The sequence below is a fragment of the Dehalococcoides sp. genome (assembly GCF_041654235.1).
Taxonomy (GTDB): Bacteria; Chloroflexota; Dehalococcoidia; order Dehalococcoidales; family Dehalococcoidaceae; genus Dehalococcoides; species Dehalococcoides mccartyi_B.
On the sequence record NZ_JBAZDW010000034.1, the window covers coordinates 1 to 15,748 of the forward strand.

15 protein-coding genes are annotated in these 15,748 nt (G+C 48.4%); 7 read left to right on the forward strand and 8 right to left on the reverse strand.

Annotated features, from left to right (window positions below):
• Positions 1–132: 132 nt before the first annotated feature.
• The 4 genes from dnaN to WC259_RS05365 all read right to left on the reverse strand — a co-directional run bounded on the left by dnaN (position 133) and on the right by WC259_RS05365 (position 3,709).
• On the reverse strand, positions 133–1,269 hold the full coding sequence (gene dnaN / locus WC259_RS05350; RefSeq protein ID WP_015407150.1) for a DNA polymerase III subunit beta: 1,137 nt from the start codon (positions 1,267–1,269) through the stop codon (positions 133–135).
• Positions 1,270–1,442: 173 nt separating this feature from the next.
• Complete coding sequence (locus WC259_RS05355; protein ID WP_015407149.1) at positions 1,443–2,042, reverse strand: XTP/dITP diphosphatase; 600 nt, start codon at positions 2,040–2,042, stop codon at positions 1,443–1,445.
• 3 nt (positions 2,043–2,045) lie between these two features.
• Entirely contained in the window at positions 2,046–3,143 is a 1,098-nt protein-coding gene (gene fbp, locus WC259_RS05360; protein WP_011309587.1) for a fructose-1,6-bisphosphate aldolase/phosphatase, read from the reverse strand.
• Between the two features lie 20 nt (positions 3,144–3,163).
• Complete coding sequence (locus WC259_RS05365; protein ID WP_015407148.1) at positions 3,164–3,709, reverse strand: cob(I)yrinic acid a,c-diamide adenosyltransferase; 546 nt, start codon at positions 3,707–3,709, stop codon at positions 3,164–3,166.
• 163 nt (positions 3,710–3,872) lie between these two features.
• Here WC259_RS05365 and WC259_RS05370 point away from each other — a divergent pair, with 163 nt between their 5' ends.
• The gene (locus tag WC259_RS05370; RefSeq protein ID WP_015407147.1) at positions 3,873–4,634 is read left to right on the forward strand and encodes a fumarylacetoacetate hydrolase family protein; all 762 of its coding nucleotides are present in this window, start codon (positions 3,873–3,875) and stop codon (positions 4,632–4,634) included.
• Positions 4,635–4,693: 59 nt separating this feature from the next.
• On the opposite strand, the gene WC259_RS05375 is transcribed toward WC259_RS05370, so the two are convergent.
• A complete protein-coding gene (locus tag WC259_RS05375) occupies positions 4,694–5,062 on the reverse strand; it encodes a hypothetical protein (RefSeq protein WP_015407146.1) in 369 nt (122 codons plus the stop codon).
• Between the two features lie 240 nt (positions 5,063–5,302).
• Between WC259_RS05375 and WC259_RS05380 the strand changes: the two genes are divergently transcribed.
• Positions 5,303–5,521, forward strand: coding sequence for a hypothetical protein (locus tag WC259_RS05380; protein ID WP_011309583.1), 219 nt, complete (start codon positions 5,303–5,305; stop codon positions 5,519–5,521).
• On the opposite strand, the gene mutS is transcribed toward WC259_RS05380, so the two are convergent.
• Positions 5,518–8,094, reverse strand: a complete 2,577-nt coding sequence (gene mutS, locus WC259_RS05385; protein WP_372643489.1) for a DNA mismatch repair protein MutS — start codon at positions 8,092–8,094, stop codon at positions 5,518–5,520. The genes WC259_RS05380 and mutS overlap by 4 nt on opposite strands.
• A 161-nt stretch (positions 8,095–8,255) precedes the next feature.
• Here mutS and WC259_RS05390 point away from each other — a divergent pair, with 161 nt between their 5' ends.
• The gene (locus WC259_RS05390; protein ID WP_011309581.1) at positions 8,256–9,071 is read left to right on the forward strand and encodes a Cof-type HAD-IIB family hydrolase; all 816 of its coding nucleotides are present in this window, start codon (positions 8,256–8,258) and stop codon (positions 9,069–9,071) included.
• A gap of 11 nt (positions 9,072–9,082) precedes the next feature.
• On the opposite strand, the gene WC259_RS05395 is transcribed toward WC259_RS05390, so the two are convergent.
• Positions 9,083–9,574, reverse strand: a complete 492-nt coding sequence (locus WC259_RS05395; RefSeq protein ID WP_011309580.1) for a GNAT family N-acetyltransferase — start codon at positions 9,572–9,574, stop codon at positions 9,083–9,085.
• Between the two features lie 77 nt (positions 9,575–9,651).
• Positions 9,652–11,475 carry an excinuclease ABC subunit UvrC gene (uvrC, locus tag WC259_RS05400; protein ID WP_372643493.1) on the reverse strand — a complete coding sequence of 608 codons (1,824 nt, stop codon included), beginning with the start codon at positions 11,473–11,475 and terminating at the stop codon, positions 9,652–9,654.
• Positions 11,476–11,641: 166 nt separating this feature from the next.
• On the opposite strand from uvrC, the gene xerD reads away from it, so the two are divergent.
• From xerD to fusA, 4 genes are all read left to right on the forward strand, one after another.
• A complete protein-coding gene (gene xerD, locus WC259_RS05405) occupies positions 11,642–12,550 on the forward strand; it encodes a site-specific tyrosine recombinase XerD (protein WP_012984411.1) in 909 nt (302 codons plus the stop codon).
• A gap of 33 nt (positions 12,551–12,583) precedes the next feature.
• A complete protein-coding gene (locus tag WC259_RS05410) occupies positions 12,584–12,850 on the forward strand; it encodes a hypothetical protein (RefSeq protein WP_372643496.1) in 267 nt (88 codons plus the stop codon).
• A 116-nt stretch (positions 12,851–12,966) separates the two neighbouring features.
• A complete protein-coding gene (locus WC259_RS05415; RefSeq protein ID WP_015407872.1) occupies positions 12,967–13,524 on the forward strand; it encodes a stage II sporulation protein M in 558 nt (185 codons plus the stop codon).
• Between the two features lie 79 nt (positions 13,525–13,603).
• On the forward strand, positions 13,604–15,655 hold the full coding sequence (gene fusA / locus WC259_RS05420) for an elongation factor G (RefSeq protein ID WP_012984409.1): 2,052 nt from the start codon (positions 13,604–13,606) through the stop codon (positions 15,653–15,655).
• Positions 15,656–15,748: the final 93 nt, after the last annotated feature.

A 15,748-nucleotide genomic window follows, 5' to 3' on the forward strand; every position in this document is an offset into this window, starting at 1 on the left:
GTGCGAAAGTAGTACCCTGTTTAGATAGTTGCTCAAATGCAGAAAAGAAAGATGCTTACACCTATCTGGATCTGAAAGTTTCAGCTACCCCGGAAGGTGTAAGCATCAAAGGTTACCTTGATTTGAACGTACTCACCACTGCACGAACATGGGCATGATAACGTGTATGTAGTTGTCTGCACCCACCGGTTTTATCACACCGGGGCTTGAGGGGCTGGTGACTTCCAACGCTACTTGCTGAGCCTTAAGCACCCCTAGGACGTCTAGAAGATATTTGCCGTTAAAGGCTATTTTAGCCTCTTCACCCTGAATTACAGCATCAAGTTCACCGGTATTATCACCCACTTCTTCAGAGCGGGCTGAGATAGTGAGCTTGCCGGGGGTGGTATCACCACCATGGTTCATCATCAGCCTGACAATGCCGCCGCCGTCACGGGCAAAGATAGTGGCGGTTTTGGTGGCCATAAGGAATTGGTTGGCATCTACCACCACTCTGGTGGTAAAGCTCTGAGGGATTATCTGGTTGTACTGGGGGAAATTACCCTGTACCAGCTGAGATACCAGTTCAATATTTTTCAGACGGAAAAGTATCTGGCTCTTGGCTGTGTCTACATTTATCACCAGGGCTTCTTCTTCGTCCATGCTGGCCAGACGTGAAAGCTCGCCCAGAGTGCGGGCAGGTATGATTACCTTGGTAGTGGTTTTTACCGTCTCCAGCAGGGGCAATTTATAAACAGCCAGACGGAAACCGTCAGCGGCTGCCAGAGTCAGAGTACTGCCTTCAAATTCGGCGTTTACGCCAGTGAGTACAGGGCGGGATTCGTCAGCCGCGGAAGCAAATACGACTTCACTTACGGCCTGACGGAAGGCATCAATGCTAACCTTGGTGGAGATTCCATTTTCTACTTTGGGTATGGGAGGAAAGTCTTTGGAATCCACGCCGGTTATGCGTGCTTCAAAGCGGGCACATTTAATATTAAGTGCCTTTGACTTGGCATTAAGGCTCAAGTCTATTTTATCATTGGGCAGAGAGCTGACAAATTCGGTCAGGAGCTTGGCAGGTATGGTAGTGCTCCCTTCCTCCTCTATCTTGGCTCCTATCCAGCAGCTGATAGCCATTTCAAGGTTGGTGGCGGCCAGTTTCAAACGGCCGTCATCAGTTGAGATAAGGACATTGTTTGTAATGGGCAGGGTAGTTCGGCCGGCAGCCGCTTTCCCAACAATGTTCAGGCCCTTGTTTAGATTTTCCTGTAAGCATGTAAGTTTCATATGCACCCCCGGGGTTATTTACTAGTCTTTCAGTATATCCCAAGAATGGCACTTAAACAAGAGATTTTTGTGCCCGAATGAAGTTAGTTTTCAGTTTATCTGAAGAGAAAAAGGGGCTTAAAACAAAGGAGAGACTGTGTTCAGGGTTTTTGCTGGTTGTCTTAAGCAAATAATCAGCAATTTGCCAGTTTGGCAAGCATGAGGCAGGCTTTTTGGGCGGCAATGGCCCGGTGAGAGAGGCTGTTTTTAATTTCAAGGGGAAGTTCGGCCATGGTTTTACGGTATTCGGGCAGGTAAAAAATTGGGTCGTAACCGAATCCGTTCACCCCATGGGGTTCGGTGGCTATAAGGCCTTCACATGAGCCCTCAATGGCGGGCAGGGTATGTCCCGGCTGGACAATGGCTATTACACACCGGAAACGGGCGGTGCGTTTGTTGGCGGGTATGTCTTCCATTTTAGAAAGCAGGTAATCATTTCTATCTGTATCAGTGGCGTTTTCCCCTGCATAACGAGCGGAATATACGCCCGGTTCGCCACCCAGTGCGTCTACTTCCAGCCCTGAGTCATCTGCCAAAGTAAGAAGCCCGCTTGCTTCCGCCAGAGCGGCGGCCTTCAAGCGGGCGTTCTCTTCAAATGTAGTGCCGGTTTCGGCAACTGTTATTTTTATACCCAGTTCTGCCGGAGTAACAACCTCAAATCCGCAGCCGCTTAAGAGTGATTGGTACTCTTTCAGCTTGCCCGCGTTATTGCTTGCCAGCAGAAGCTTGGGCATAAACTAGTCTTTCAGGGGTTTAAAGCGTCCGGCCAGTTTCTTGGATACCTGAGGCATGGTGGTATATTCCATTTCCTCAAGGGGCAGGCGATGGGGCTCAAACGGACCGTGAGAGCGCATCATATCTGCCATGTCCAGTGACTTCTGACGGGCGTTGTCAAAGGATTTGTCCTTGAACATATCACGCGGGCCAATAAGCATGCCGTTTGACAGTTGGAAGCCCAAAGCGGTTACCCGGGGCGGGCCGTCAAAGCGGGTGGGGGTGCTGTCCTCTACTGAGACAGGCATAATGGGGCCGTTGTGTGAGCCGCGCATCCAGCCTTCTACCAGATAGGGCTGAGTGAAGGGTTCAAGTATTTCACCCACCGCCGGGAATGCACCCTGAGCGCGGACAATACAAACCGGATCATCTTTGCCCACGTAGCGACCGGCCAGCAGGGCCAGCTTCTGGGTGGAGGAAACAGCCGCAATCTCTCCCTTGCGGGTGGAGACGCTCTTTATGGCAAAGCGGGAAGGAGCGCCGATAAAGACCAGCAGGTCATAAATTTCTTCAGGGGTATTAAAGGTAATACCCTTGCTTTCCTTTACGTCATGAACTTCAAAGGAAAAGCCGTCATGCATGTTTTCAGCTATGACCAGACCGATAGTGTTAAACGGGTCTGCAAACATCTTGTAAAGAGGCAGATTCCAGGCACCGGATGAGGTTTTATCTGCCATGAAGATGATGATAGGTTCTGAAGGCCGTTCATCAATCTCCATTTCGGCTACACCGGGCCCCATGCCTTTTACGTTTCCGGAGAAGGCATCACACAGCAAGTCCTGACCGGCGCCGTATAGCTTCAGCTCTTTGGCAACTTCGGTACAGCTTACAAAAGTATCCCATGCCATTTCATGGATAACTTTATTATTTATACCCTTCTGGTGGGTCATGATAAGCTGAAGGTCGTCACCGCACTTGGTTATGTGGTAATCAATCAGCATGCCCTTCTTTTTGGCTTCTGCCAGATGCTTTTCAGCTCTGGCCAGACACTGCGGGTGTGAGTCCGAATGGCCTACAAAACCGCCGATATCTGCTTTAATAACACTCAGGGTTACTTTCATTATTCTCTCCTCGGTGAAGATTAGTAGTCTATACCTTTACGGGCTTTGATGCCCCTAGTATACGGGTGTTTGACTGCCTTTATCTCAGAAACCAGGTCAGCCAGTTCTATAAGTTCAGCCGGAGCACCTCGCCCGGTCATAATCAGCTCTACATACGAAGGTTTGGTATTTATCATCCGGATAACCTGCTCAGTGGTTACCAGACCGGCAGTCAAAGCTATCATTATTTCGTCCATGACTACCAGGTCATATTGCCCGCCGGTTACTGCTTCGGAAGCGGCCTCAAATGCCCGCTCCGCCTGTTTGCGGGTTTCTTCAGATATATCTTTGAGTATCCAGCCGGCTTGGCCGAAACTCTGCAGAGTTACGTTCGGCAGGGAAGACAATATTTTGAACTCACCATGGTCAAAACGCTTGCCTTTGGCAAAAAAAATAAGGCAAACCCTTAGTCCGTGACCGGCCGCTCTGACAGAATTCCCGACTGCAGCCGAGGTTTTACCCTTGCCCTCACCGGTGAATATAGATATAAGGCCTTTTTCAAGGTAAGGGGTATGGTTTGTTGCCAAAAAATCCTCCCAAATATGTGGCTTGGCGCCGAAGATAAAGTTTAACAGTGGCATACGGGACTGTCAAGCCAAACTGTTGTTATCCATGTTTATAGCCAGCTTTATTTGGATCTGCAAGTTACACGTTGCACCCGGCAGGGCTAAAAGCTAGAATGATATCCATATGAGAATAATACGTTTTAGCCTTTCTGGCAAGCGGGCAGGATATGCAGTGCTTGAAGATACAAAGCTGAAGGAACTGAAGGGCAATCCTTTCGGCAAAATTGTTTTTTCAGGCAATGTTTTTGATATTTCAGAGGCCAGGCTTCTTCCGCCGTCAGTTCCGTCAAAAATAATAGCCATTGGTTTAAACTACAAAGCTCATGCCGGAGAGATGGCAGAAGACTTGCCCAAATTGCCCCTTATATTTTTTAAAAATGCCAGTGGGATTATCGGCCCGGAAGATAACATAATAAAACCTGGTCAGTCTGAACGGGTGGATTATGAAGGGGAATTGGCGGTTATAATAAGAAAGAAAACGCGCAATATAAAGCCTGAAGATGCTTTTGACTATATACTGGGGTACAGCTGTTTTAATGATGTAACGGCCAGAGACCTGCAGAAAATAGACGGGCAGTGGTCACGCGCCAAAGGTTTTGATACCTTTGCCGTCTGTGGCCCGTGGATAGAAACAGAGCTTGACCCGCAGGTGCAATTGCTGGAAACCTATCTGAACGGCAAGCTTAAACAACGCACTTCCACAGCGGATATGATATTCAGTATCCCCCGTATAGTCAGCTTTATATCAGAGGTGATGACTTTGCTTCCGGGGGATATTATTGCAACCGGTACGCCTTCAGGTATCGGGCCAATGAAACTGGGAGACAGGGTGGAAATACGTATTTCAGGTATCGGCAGTCTGGTAAACCACCTGGCCCTGAAATAAGTTTCCGGTGGTCAAATATTTTTTAGGAAATCCAGATAGCTTGTTTAATCCCGGTAGGCTTACAGTATCTTGAAATACATTCTGGTATCCTGCCGGTTCAGGTATATCAGGCCGAATATGCCGGCGGCTGTACCCAGAGGAAATAAAAGCAGTGAAGCTCCGGCTTGGTACAGACTGAACAGACGCCCGTATTCCCTGCCGTTTAAAAGACCTATGCCGCCGATAAGTGATACCAGAAGATACGTGCCGATGAAAAAAAGGAGTATGCTTAGCCCCCAGGCAGCTCCGGTGCGGGCGTAATCATACAGCCAGGCCATGGCAGGTAAAAAGAACAGAGATATTAGCAAGACACCTGCCAGACTGAGAACAGCTGCAAAAAACTGCCAGATTGCCAAAATAAGTATACCGTCAGGTCTTTTCATATGCATGAAACCACAGATAATATTAGCTTCTTTGGCCTATATTAGATGCCCCAAGGCTCTTAGTCAAGGGATTTTTATTCCTGCCGGAACGTCAACTTGAAAGCAGAGGCGTTTGTGATATAATCATGCACGGTTTTGGTTGCAGGCATGCTGCCTGCGGCCTGTAATATTTTAAGGGAGAGCCCGCCGGTTTCCGACAGTGTTTGTGACTGCCGAAATAAAAAGCGGACATTCCGGGAGCAACGAATGCTTAATAAAGGTGATATGGTTTCGGTTACTTACAGGGTAGGTTGGGACCAGTCCGGTCAGGCTATGCTTGAGACACTTGAACATTGTACTGTAGAAAAGTATAAAGACGGCATTTTGGTCGTAAGCTATGCTACCAAGAAAGACGATTACGTGGAAATTGTCAACCGGACATTTGATGTTAATTCCCCGGAGTTTGTCGGCACCGTAGCTCTCTAAAGCCCCTGTTCTTCGGCCTTCTTTTTCAGTTCGTAGAGTTTGTTGAGAGCCGCAAGCGGCGTAAGCGACTCTATTTCCAGTTCTTTTATTTCTTCTTCAAGCACCGAAGTCTGCCCCGTCATGGGTAGTTGGAGTTGGGGCTGGCAAGTGCGGCTTTTTGGCTGTTTCTTAGCGGGGTTTTCAAGCTCGGTCAGTACTTCGTAAGCCCGTTTTATAACCCACTTGGGCAGCCCTGCCAGTTTTGCCACGTGAATACCGTAACTTTTGTCTACTCCGCCGGGGACTATTTTATGCAGAAAAACTACTTCACCCCGGTCTTCGCTAACCGCAATATTATAGTTTGTTACTCTGGGCAGATAGCTTGCCAGTTCCACCAGTTCGTGATAGTGGGTGGCAAACAGGGTTTTGGCCGTAAGAGATGGCTGGGAGTGGATATACTCCACTACTGCTTGGGCAATAGCCAGCCCGTCATAGGTACTGGTGCCGCGGCCTATTTCGTCCAGTATCAGCAGGGAACGGCTGGTGGCAGTATTCAGTATAGATGCCGTTTCCACCATTTCCACCATGAAGGTGGACTGCCCGGCACTTAAATCCTCTCTTGCCCCGATGCGGGTAAAAATACGATCAGTCAGGCAGAGTTCGGCGGTTTCTGCCGGAACGTAAGAACCTATCTGGGCCATCAGCACAATAAGGGCGGTCTGCTTTAAATAAGTGGATTTGCCGGCCATATTGGGTCCGGTCAGGATTATTATCTGGCAGTCTTCAGCTGAAAGGGAAATATCATTAGCTACAAAACTGCCGTATCCCAGCCCCTGTTCCACCATGGGGTGGCGGCCTTTTCGGATATCCAGGCGGTTTTCAGGGTGGAATACCGGACGGACATAGCTGTTTCGCACTGCCACCTCGGCAAAGGCTGAAAGAACATCCAGAGCTGCCAAAGCGGTGGCATTGGCCAGTAAAGCGGAGTAAAAGCCCCCCAGTTGGTTTAAAACCTGTTCATAAAGCCCTGTTTCCATTTCCAGCAGGCGTTCTTTGGCATTTAAGATAAGATTTTCGTATTCTTTCAGTTCGGGGGTTATAAATCTTTCGGCATTAACCAGCGTTTGCTTGCGGATAAATTCCGGCGGCACATCCCCAAGATTGGCGTTTGATATTTCTATATAATAACCAAAGACCCGGTTATAGCCCAGCTTAAGTGATTTTATGCCTGTGCGTTCCCGTTCCCTAGTCTCCATTTGGGAGAGGAAGGTTCTGGCATCTCCCGCCAGCGAGCAGAGTTTATCCATTTCGGGGTCAAAACCTGCTCGTATTACCTTTCCGTCACCCAGAGTGGAGGGCGGGTCATCCGTAATAGTTTTGTTTATAATGTCCAGCATTTCAGGCAGGGGTTTAAGCCCGTTTAAGAAATATGCAAGGCGGGGCGGCGGCATCAGCCCGAACTGGCGGTGAATGGCGGAGACGGTTTCCAGACTGTTTTTAAGGGATATCAGTTCCCTTGGCAGTATGGTTTTCTGGCGGATACGGTTTGCCATGCGTTCCATATCGGCAATCTGCCCCAATGATTTGGCAAGGCTGGTACGTGCCAGACTTTCTTCAAAAAAGTAGTCTACTGCCGAGAGCCGTTTTTCAATATCAGACTGTTTCAGCAGGGGTTGTCCCAGAAACTTGCGGAGAAGCCTGCCACCCATAGCTGTTTTGGTCTGGTCAAGTATCCCAAGCAGTGAACCCTTGAGTGAGTTGCCGCCGCTTGAGCGGAATATTTCCAGATTTGACAGGGTGTGGCTGTCCATCTGCATATAATCTGCAGTGGTGTAAACCGAAAGCCTTTCAAGCTGCTTTAAAGATGATTTTTGAGTTTCCTCCAGATAGTTTAGCAGCGCCCCGGCGGCTGAAATGGCCAGAGGCATATTTTCACAGCCGTAGGCAGAAAGGTTTTGGCACTCAAAATGCCTTAGCAAACGTTCGCGCGCTATGTCCGCTTCAAAATAGTATCCGTCCAGTTTGCTTATGGTAGCTTTCAGGTGTATCGGCAGGTTTAAAGACTGGTTTTTGGGTAGTATAATTTCTGCCGGACTGAGGCGGCTTATTTCAGCTTCCAGTTCGCTGATATTCGTCTGGGTGCAGCCAAACTCCGAAGTGGATATATCCGCAAAGGCCAGCCCGCAACTGTCTTCTGTCAGGTACAGGCTGAGCAGGAAATTGTTCTGTTTGGTCTGTAGCAGGTTTGGTTCAACCACAGTTCCGGGAGTGACCAGACGGGTTACCTGCCTTTGCACCAGTCCTTTTGTTTCACCCGGTTTGGTTACCTGTTCGCAAATGGCTACCTTGTAACCCTTGTTTATAAGGCGGGAAAGATAGTTGTCCAGTGCGTGGTAAGGTATGCCGGCAAGCGGCACTTTCAGCCCTTTGCCCATTTCGCGGCTGGTAAGGACTATTTCCAGTTCGCGGGCGGCAATGCGGGCATCTTCTTCAAAAGTTTCGTAAAAATCTCCCAAACGGAAAAAGACTATCGCTTCGGGGTAGTTCTTTTTTATATCCAGATATTGTTTACGCAGGGGTGTTGTATTTTCCATGAGCTTACATTTTAACTGCTTGATGGCGTAAAGGAAAGTGATACTTGAAAAAGTTTATCCCTCGGCTCCGTATGCATATTTTTGTTATCTGCAAGGCCATGATGTTACAATTGGTTTTCGGGTATAGCTCTAAATAACTTTCAAGATGCAGGGGGCTCAAATTGCCGGACTTTCAGTTAGCGGTTATAGATGTAGACGGAACCCTGATAAATAAACAGGGCAAAATATCAGCGGCAGATAAAGAGGCTATTGGCAAAGCCAGAGACAAAGGAATTTTGGTTGCCCTTTCAACCGGCAGGGTTGTACCTGCCTGCATGTATCTACTGGAAGAACTGGGTCTGGACGGCTTTCATATATTCTGTGACGGGGCTTTGGTTTACAACCCTGCTACCGCCCAGACCTGCTATTCCCAGCCTCTTTGCCAAGGGCCGCTTCTTTCGGCTATTGAGTTTGTGCGGGAACACAATATTTATCTGGAGCTTTATACTATACTGGACTACTACGTAGAGTACGAAAACTGGTCTGCCAAGATGCATCGCGAATTTTTTCGTATTTCTCCTACCGTTACTGATTTTAAAAAAGTAGCCCTGACGCAGGACGTGCAGAAGATAGAACTGATGGTGCATGACCAGACGGAACGCAGGGGGGCGGAACTCTTCATGTCCCATTTTGAAGATGATTTCCATTTCTCTATTGCCCGTGCTCCGGCTTACCCTGAGGTGGAGTTTGTAAATATTGTCAGTCCGGGTATCTCCAAAGGCAGGGCACTGGAAAAAATGGCTGCCCAGATGGGTATCTCACTAAGGAATGTTATTGCGTTCGGGGACGGAAGCAACGATTTGCCCTTATTCAGGGCGGCAGGTTTCGGAGTGGCTATGGGCAACGCCAGAGCCGAACTTAAAGAAATAGCGGATTACGTTACCTTAGACGTAGAAGAAAGCGGCCTTGCAGCCGCTTTCAATAAGTTTCTTATTTAAATAATACCTGTTTAGAAAGGCAGTTTCAGGTTTCCGCCTTTTTCTGCCAGATAACCTTCGGTTATTTCTTTGGCCATAAGTTTGTCAGTGACTTCGCCTGTCGTATCCCCAATACCGAAAAGCTCAGCCGGCAGAAAGTCCAGATGCTTAAAAAACTCAGGGTTGCCGTGAGCCAGCAAAGCCCCTGTTCCCAGAGTTTTGCATTCTTCCAGTATTTTGCGCACCAGTACCAGAGCAATGCCCCGCCTTACATACTCCGGCATTACTACCAGCGGCATAAGGTAAACAACCGGGGCAGGCGCTTCTTTTGAATCTATCTCGGCTTTTACGGCTACTGCCTTGCCCACTATCTTTCCGTCCCATACGGCTACTTCGTTAAAAGTGGTCAGGTCTTCTTCTTCCAGTTTATTAAACAGCACTCCCAGAATGGGGCTTTTGGTAGCTTCAGTCAGGGTGGCCACCATGTCGGCATCTTCAGGGGTTTGAGTACGTATTTCCAGCATATATACCTCTTACCGTTAGATTGAAACCTATTATACCACTATCAAGTAGTTGAGCGCCTGCTTGAAAAAGCCTGCACTTAGAGCAATTCTTTGATGGATATGGCAAGTGCCTGATTTATGCCTTTTACCTGTGAAAGCTCATCAAAGCTGGCCTGACGGATACCGGCTACCGAACCGAATGTTTTGATAAGTAAACGGCGGCGGCTTGGGCCGACACCGGGTATCCCGTCCAGAGCCGAAGTAAGACCGGATTTCTGGCGGATATGGAGGTGGTACCCCAAGGCAAAGCGGTGGGCTTCGTCCCTTACTCGCTGAAGGAGTTGAAGGGCAGGGGAATTGGCGGCCAGTCTGATAGGTTCGGGCTTGTGCGGCAGGTAAATTTCTTCAAATTCCTTAGCCAGACCTATCACTGCCTGTCCTTCCAGACCCAGTTTATCCAGTGCATCCTTGACAGAGCTTAACTGCCCTTTACCGCCGTCTATCAGCATGAGCGAGGGCAAGCGGGCAAAACTTTCGCCGGCATCTTCCCTATGTACCCTTCCGAAACGGCGGCTGATAACCTCTTTGAGCATGGAAAAATCATCCGCACCCTTTACTGTCTTGATGCGGAAACGGCGGTAATGTGCTTTCTGGGGTTTGCCGTTTTCAAAAACTACCATACTGCCCACAGCATTGGTACCCTGTATGTTGGATATATCGTAGCCTTCTATCCTCTGTGGCGGCAAGGAAAGCCCCAGTGCAGTTTGCAGTTCTGCCAGTGCGTCTGTCAGGGTAACAGATGACGACAGGTTTTTTATACGCGCCTGTTTAAGCTGTTCGCGGGCATTTTCAGCCACTATGTTTATAAGCTCTTTGGGCTGGCCGCGCAGTCCGGCCGTTATGTGGACTTTATCTCCCCGCCTTTGGGATAGCCACTTTTCCAGTATTTCACGGTCAGAAACCGGGTACTGGGTAACTATTTTGGGCGGTATCTGGGTGGAGGAGTGGTAAAACTGTTTGGCGAATTCCGAAAGGATATCACCGGGTTTTTCTTCGCGCGTACCCTGCAAGCAGAAGCTCTCCCTCCCGATAAGCTTTCCCCGGCGGATAAAGAAAACCTGCACCATAGACAGGTCTCCTTCCTGAGCAAAGGCAATGGCGTCCTGTTCCCCGGTTACTCTGGCGGCCAGTTGCTGACCTTCAATCACCTCTTTTATAGATGCTATCTGGTCACGGCGAAGAGCGGCGGTTTCATAATCCAGCCTTGCGGAGGCTTCGTTCATAAGTCTGATCAGTAGTTTCAGTACCTGGTCTTGTTTACCCTCCAGAAAGAGTATGGCTTGTGAGATAAGATGGTCATAATCACTTTTGCTGATTTTACCGGTGCATGGGGAAAGACATTGATGAATATCGTATTCCAGACAGGGGCGGCTGCGTTTTTCAGGTTCGGTGCGGTTGCACGAGCGGAAACGGAAAAGCTCTTTTAGTACCTGCAGGGTATGGCGGACGGAACGGGTATTGGCAAACGGGCCGAAATACCTGCCCCCGTCATCTGCCATACTGCGGGTTATATATATACGCGGCCATTTTTCATTCAAGGTTATTTTCAGATACGGAAAACCTTTGTCGTCCTTCAAGCGGACATTGAAATAAGGGCGATGCCTTTTAATCAGGTTCAGTTCCAGTATCAGAGCTTCCTGTTCCGACCCGGTTATCAGGTACTCCAGCTCATTTATCTGGCTGACCAGCTGGCAGGTTTTGGGGGTAAGGCGGGAAGGGGGCACAAAATATGACTTGACCCTGTCTTTCAAAACCGCTGCTTTGCCCACGTAAATGATTTCACCCTGAGCGTTTTTCATCAGGTAAACGCCGGGGTTTTCGGGTAAACTGGCTATCTGGTTTTGCAGGGTTTCGTTTGGCATAGATAAATTGTACCAACCGCAGAGCAGGTAAGCAAAGGGGCAGTAAAGGCCGATATATTTTTTTAAAGAAAAAAATAAAGCTAAATACCCCTTCCGCGTATTTGACGGCGGCAAAAGTTATGTTACAATACATAAATAAAATTCTAAACGTTTAGCGAGGAATCTGATGCGCGATGATATACAAAGTTTTCTGAATTACCTTATGGTTGAAAAAGGGTTTTCAGAGAATACATCTGAAGCTTACGAGAATGATCTTCGCCAGATGACAACCTTTGCTGACAAAGAGGCTGCCAAATCCGGCAAAATACCCGGCTGGGATAATTTTACCCGCCAGACAATGCTTGCCTATATGCTGGATCTCAAAGAGCGGAATTATGCCATAACCACTGTGGTACGCAAAATGGCAGCTGCCAAAAGTTTTTTTAACTTTATGGTTGCCGAGGGTAAGCTTAAAGAAAATCCCACTGAAAATATCAGCACTCCCAAAGTGGGCAAACCCCTGCCGGATGCTATCAGCATAAGTCAGGTGCGGGCTTTACTCAACCAGCCCGTCAAGTCCGGCAGTTCGGAAGCCAAACGGGATAAGGCTATGTTGGAGCTTTTATATGCTTCCGGCATGCGGGTTACCGAACTGGTAAACCTGAACATGCTGGATGTAGACCTTAAAGAGGGTTTTGTGCGCTGTTTCGGCAAGGGGCGGAAAGAACGCATGATACCCATTTATCCTCAGGCCGCCCAAAGCGTACAGGAATATTTAAATGAAATCCGCCCCAATCTGGTGCGGGCTGAAGCTGAAAAAGCTTTGTTTCTAAACAGGCGGGGAGACCGGCTAACCCGTCAGGGTTTGTGGCAGATTCTGAAAGCCTATGCCCGTGAAGCTGGTCTGGATGACGTAGTTACCCCCCATACCCTGCGTCACAGTTTTGCTACCCACATGCTTTCCGGCGGGGCAGATTTGCGTTCGGTACAGGAGCTTTTAGGCCATGCCAATATCTCTACCACCCAGATATACACTCACCTTACGTCCGAGCATATAAGGCGGAGTTATGAGAAGGCCCACCCCAGGGCAAAATAGGCGTTCTAATATACAGGGAGGAACTTTCTGAAAATGTCTAAAAAACGCGGTGTAGGCAAACTGGCCTATCAGGATAAAAAAGGTAAAACCACCCAGCAACAGCCATCCAAGGAAACGCCAAAGGCTGAAGCTTCGGTTATAAATAAATCTGAAAACGCATCTGTGCTGCCTGTGGCTCAGACTGCCAAACGGAATGTGCCCGTTTTAAAGCCGCCTGAAATCGATTCTGAACTAAAGCTGATGGGTATTCTGATGGTAATTATTGCAGCTGCCCTTGTAGTGCTTTCGCAGGTAATTTAACCGGTATTAGCTGAACCAGACAGATACTTCATTGTTTAACTATTCTCCGGTACAGATACCTGACCCAAAAGTCAGGCATGGGTTTATTTATCTATAAGAGTATAGTTTGGAATAGTATGAATTATAAAAAATGGCTTATTCTGGCGGCGGCTATATTTATTGCCGGCATAGTTACAGGTATTTTTGCTCCGGTGGATTTTATTGAAGACCAACTAACCGGGTTGGAAGACACGGCAAGTGCTTTAGAGGGATTTTCCAGTCTGGGGATTTTCCTTGTTATACTCCTCAAAAATATGCTTGTTTTTCTTCTGGCCTTCGTGTTTTCGCCTTTTTTGCTCATTTACCCGCTGGGGTCTCTTTTTCTGAACGGCTGGATACTTTCAGCGGTGGGGCTTATAGTTGCCAAAGAAGAGTCTCTGCTGGCGGTGATAGCCGGCATACTTCCCCATGGAATATTTGAGCTGAGTGCTTTTGTAATCGCCCAAGCGGCAGCCCTCAGCTTCGGGACTATGGCCATCCGTGCAGTATTCAGCCGTGATGCCCGGTCACAGCTTAATGCCAATTTCCGCCTGAATCTGCGTTATTTGGGTATAGGTATGGTTCTGCTGGTCCCGGCGGCGGCTATAGAGACTTTTATTACCCCGTTTTTGCTTGACAAAGCTCTGGGTATCTGATTTTTAAAATTTAATTAAAACCTTGTTTACCGATATTTGTATGTTATAATTACTTAATTTTTATCGGTAGGTGAACTATATGACAAGTGTCAATCCGGGAAAGATACGGAATGTAGCCCTACTATCACACAGCGGTGCAGGCAAGACCTCTCTATCAGAGGCCATGCTTTACAGCGCCGGGATACTGGGCAGGATGGGAAGGGTAGACGAAGGTACAACCGCCTCAGATTACGACCCAGATGAAGTAAAAAAGAAGATAAGCATCAACTTAACGCCCATACCTTTAGGTTGGAAAGATTTTAAAATAAATGCGGTGGACACTCCGGGATACGCAGATTTTGCAGGAGAGGTACTAGCTGCCTTAAGAGTTTGTGAAGCGGCCATAATAGTGGTCGCGGCATCCTCCGGGGTGGAAGTGGGTACAGAACAGTCATGGAAGTATTGCGAGGCAAAAAAAATGCCTCGCTTTATTTTTATCAACAAAATGGACCGCGAGAATGTCAGTTTCCAGCGGGTAATGGATAGTTTACACAGTCACTTTGGCAACCGTTGTGTTGCAATAGAGATTCCCATAGGCACTTTCAAGGATTTCAAAGGGGTGGTAGATCTGGTAAATATGAAGGCTTATGCCGGTACTCCGGCGGCTGAAATACCGGTACCAGAAGAGCTGAAAGCAGAGATAGATACCCTGCGGGATAAACTGCTGGAAAGCGTGGCTGAAACAGATGATGCCCTGATAGAAAAATATCTGGGTGGTGAAGAAATAAGCCATGAAGAACTGGTGGCCGCTCTCAACTCGGCTATTCTGACGGGAGAATTGGCGCCGGTACTCTGTGGTTCTGCCCTGACCAATACTGCTATTGATCTTTTATGCGAAGATATCTGCGAGTATCTGCCCAGCCCGCTTGACCGCCCCTGCCAGACAGCTGAGGGTGGGGATATAAAGGTGGATGCCGAGGCACCTCTTTCGGTGCTGGTTTACAAAACATCGGCAGACCCGTATGTGGGCAAGATGACCTATCTGAGGGTGCTCACCGGTACGTTGCATTCAAATTCGCAGGTCTGGAATATCAATAAAAATGCCCCGGAACGGGTGGGTCAACTATTTTCCCTCAGGGGTAAAACCCAGGAAACAGTAAATGCAATAGGCCCCGGTGATATGGGAGCGGTAGCCAAATTAACAGTAACAGCTACCGGAGATACTCTGGGTATTCAGGGTCATACTGCCCTGCTTAGTGGTTTTGAAATGCCTGCACCCAGTTACAAAGTGGCTGTTTTCCCCAAGAGCAAGGCTGATGTGGATAAACTGGGCAATGCCCTGACCAGACTCAGCGAAGAAGATTTGACCCTTCAGGTGCATCGTGACCCTGATACGGGTGAAACAATTGCTGCCGGTTTGGGGGAAACCCAACTGGAAGTGATGGCGGAGCGAATGGGACGCAAGTTTGGAGTGGTAGTAGATCTGGCTGCTCCCCGTGTGCCTTACCGCGAGACTATACTTGGTGCGGCCAGCGCAGATTACAAACACAAGAAACAGAGCGGTGGACATGGTCAGTACGGGCATGTAGTTATTAAGGTAGAGCCGGGGCATGGCATTGAGTTTGTGGATGCCGTGGTAGGCGGTTCTGTTCCCCGTAACTTTATTCCGGCGGTTGAAAAAGGTGTCCGCGAGTCCGCCCATGAAGGTCCCATGGCAGGTTACCCTCTGGTAGATATCAAGGTAACACTGGTGGATGGCAGTTATCACCCGGTAGATTCTTCGGAGATGGCGTTCAAGATTGCGGCTGCAGGTGCGCTTAGGAAAGGGCTTTCCGAGGCTCAGCCCATACTACTGGAGCCTATGGAAAATATGCGGATTATTGTTCCCAAGGATTATATGGGGGCGGTAATCGGTGATTTGAATACCAAACGCGCTCAAGTACAGGGTATGGATAACGAAGATGATGAGAGCGTGATTATTGCCCAGGCTCCGCTGGGTGAGGTGCAACACTACGCCATAGACCTGAAGTCTATCACCCAGGGGCGCGGGCATTTCAAGATGGAGTTTGCCCATTACCAGCAGGTTCCGGCCCATATTACCCAGAAACTGGTTGCCGACAGGCAAGCCCAACTGGAGGCGGAAAAGACTTAAACCTGCTGTATTTCAAGGTATTATAGGGGGGCGAAAGCCCCCTTTCTTATTTGGCGGTTATACGGCAAACGGCAAAATGTTTTTTCAGATGGG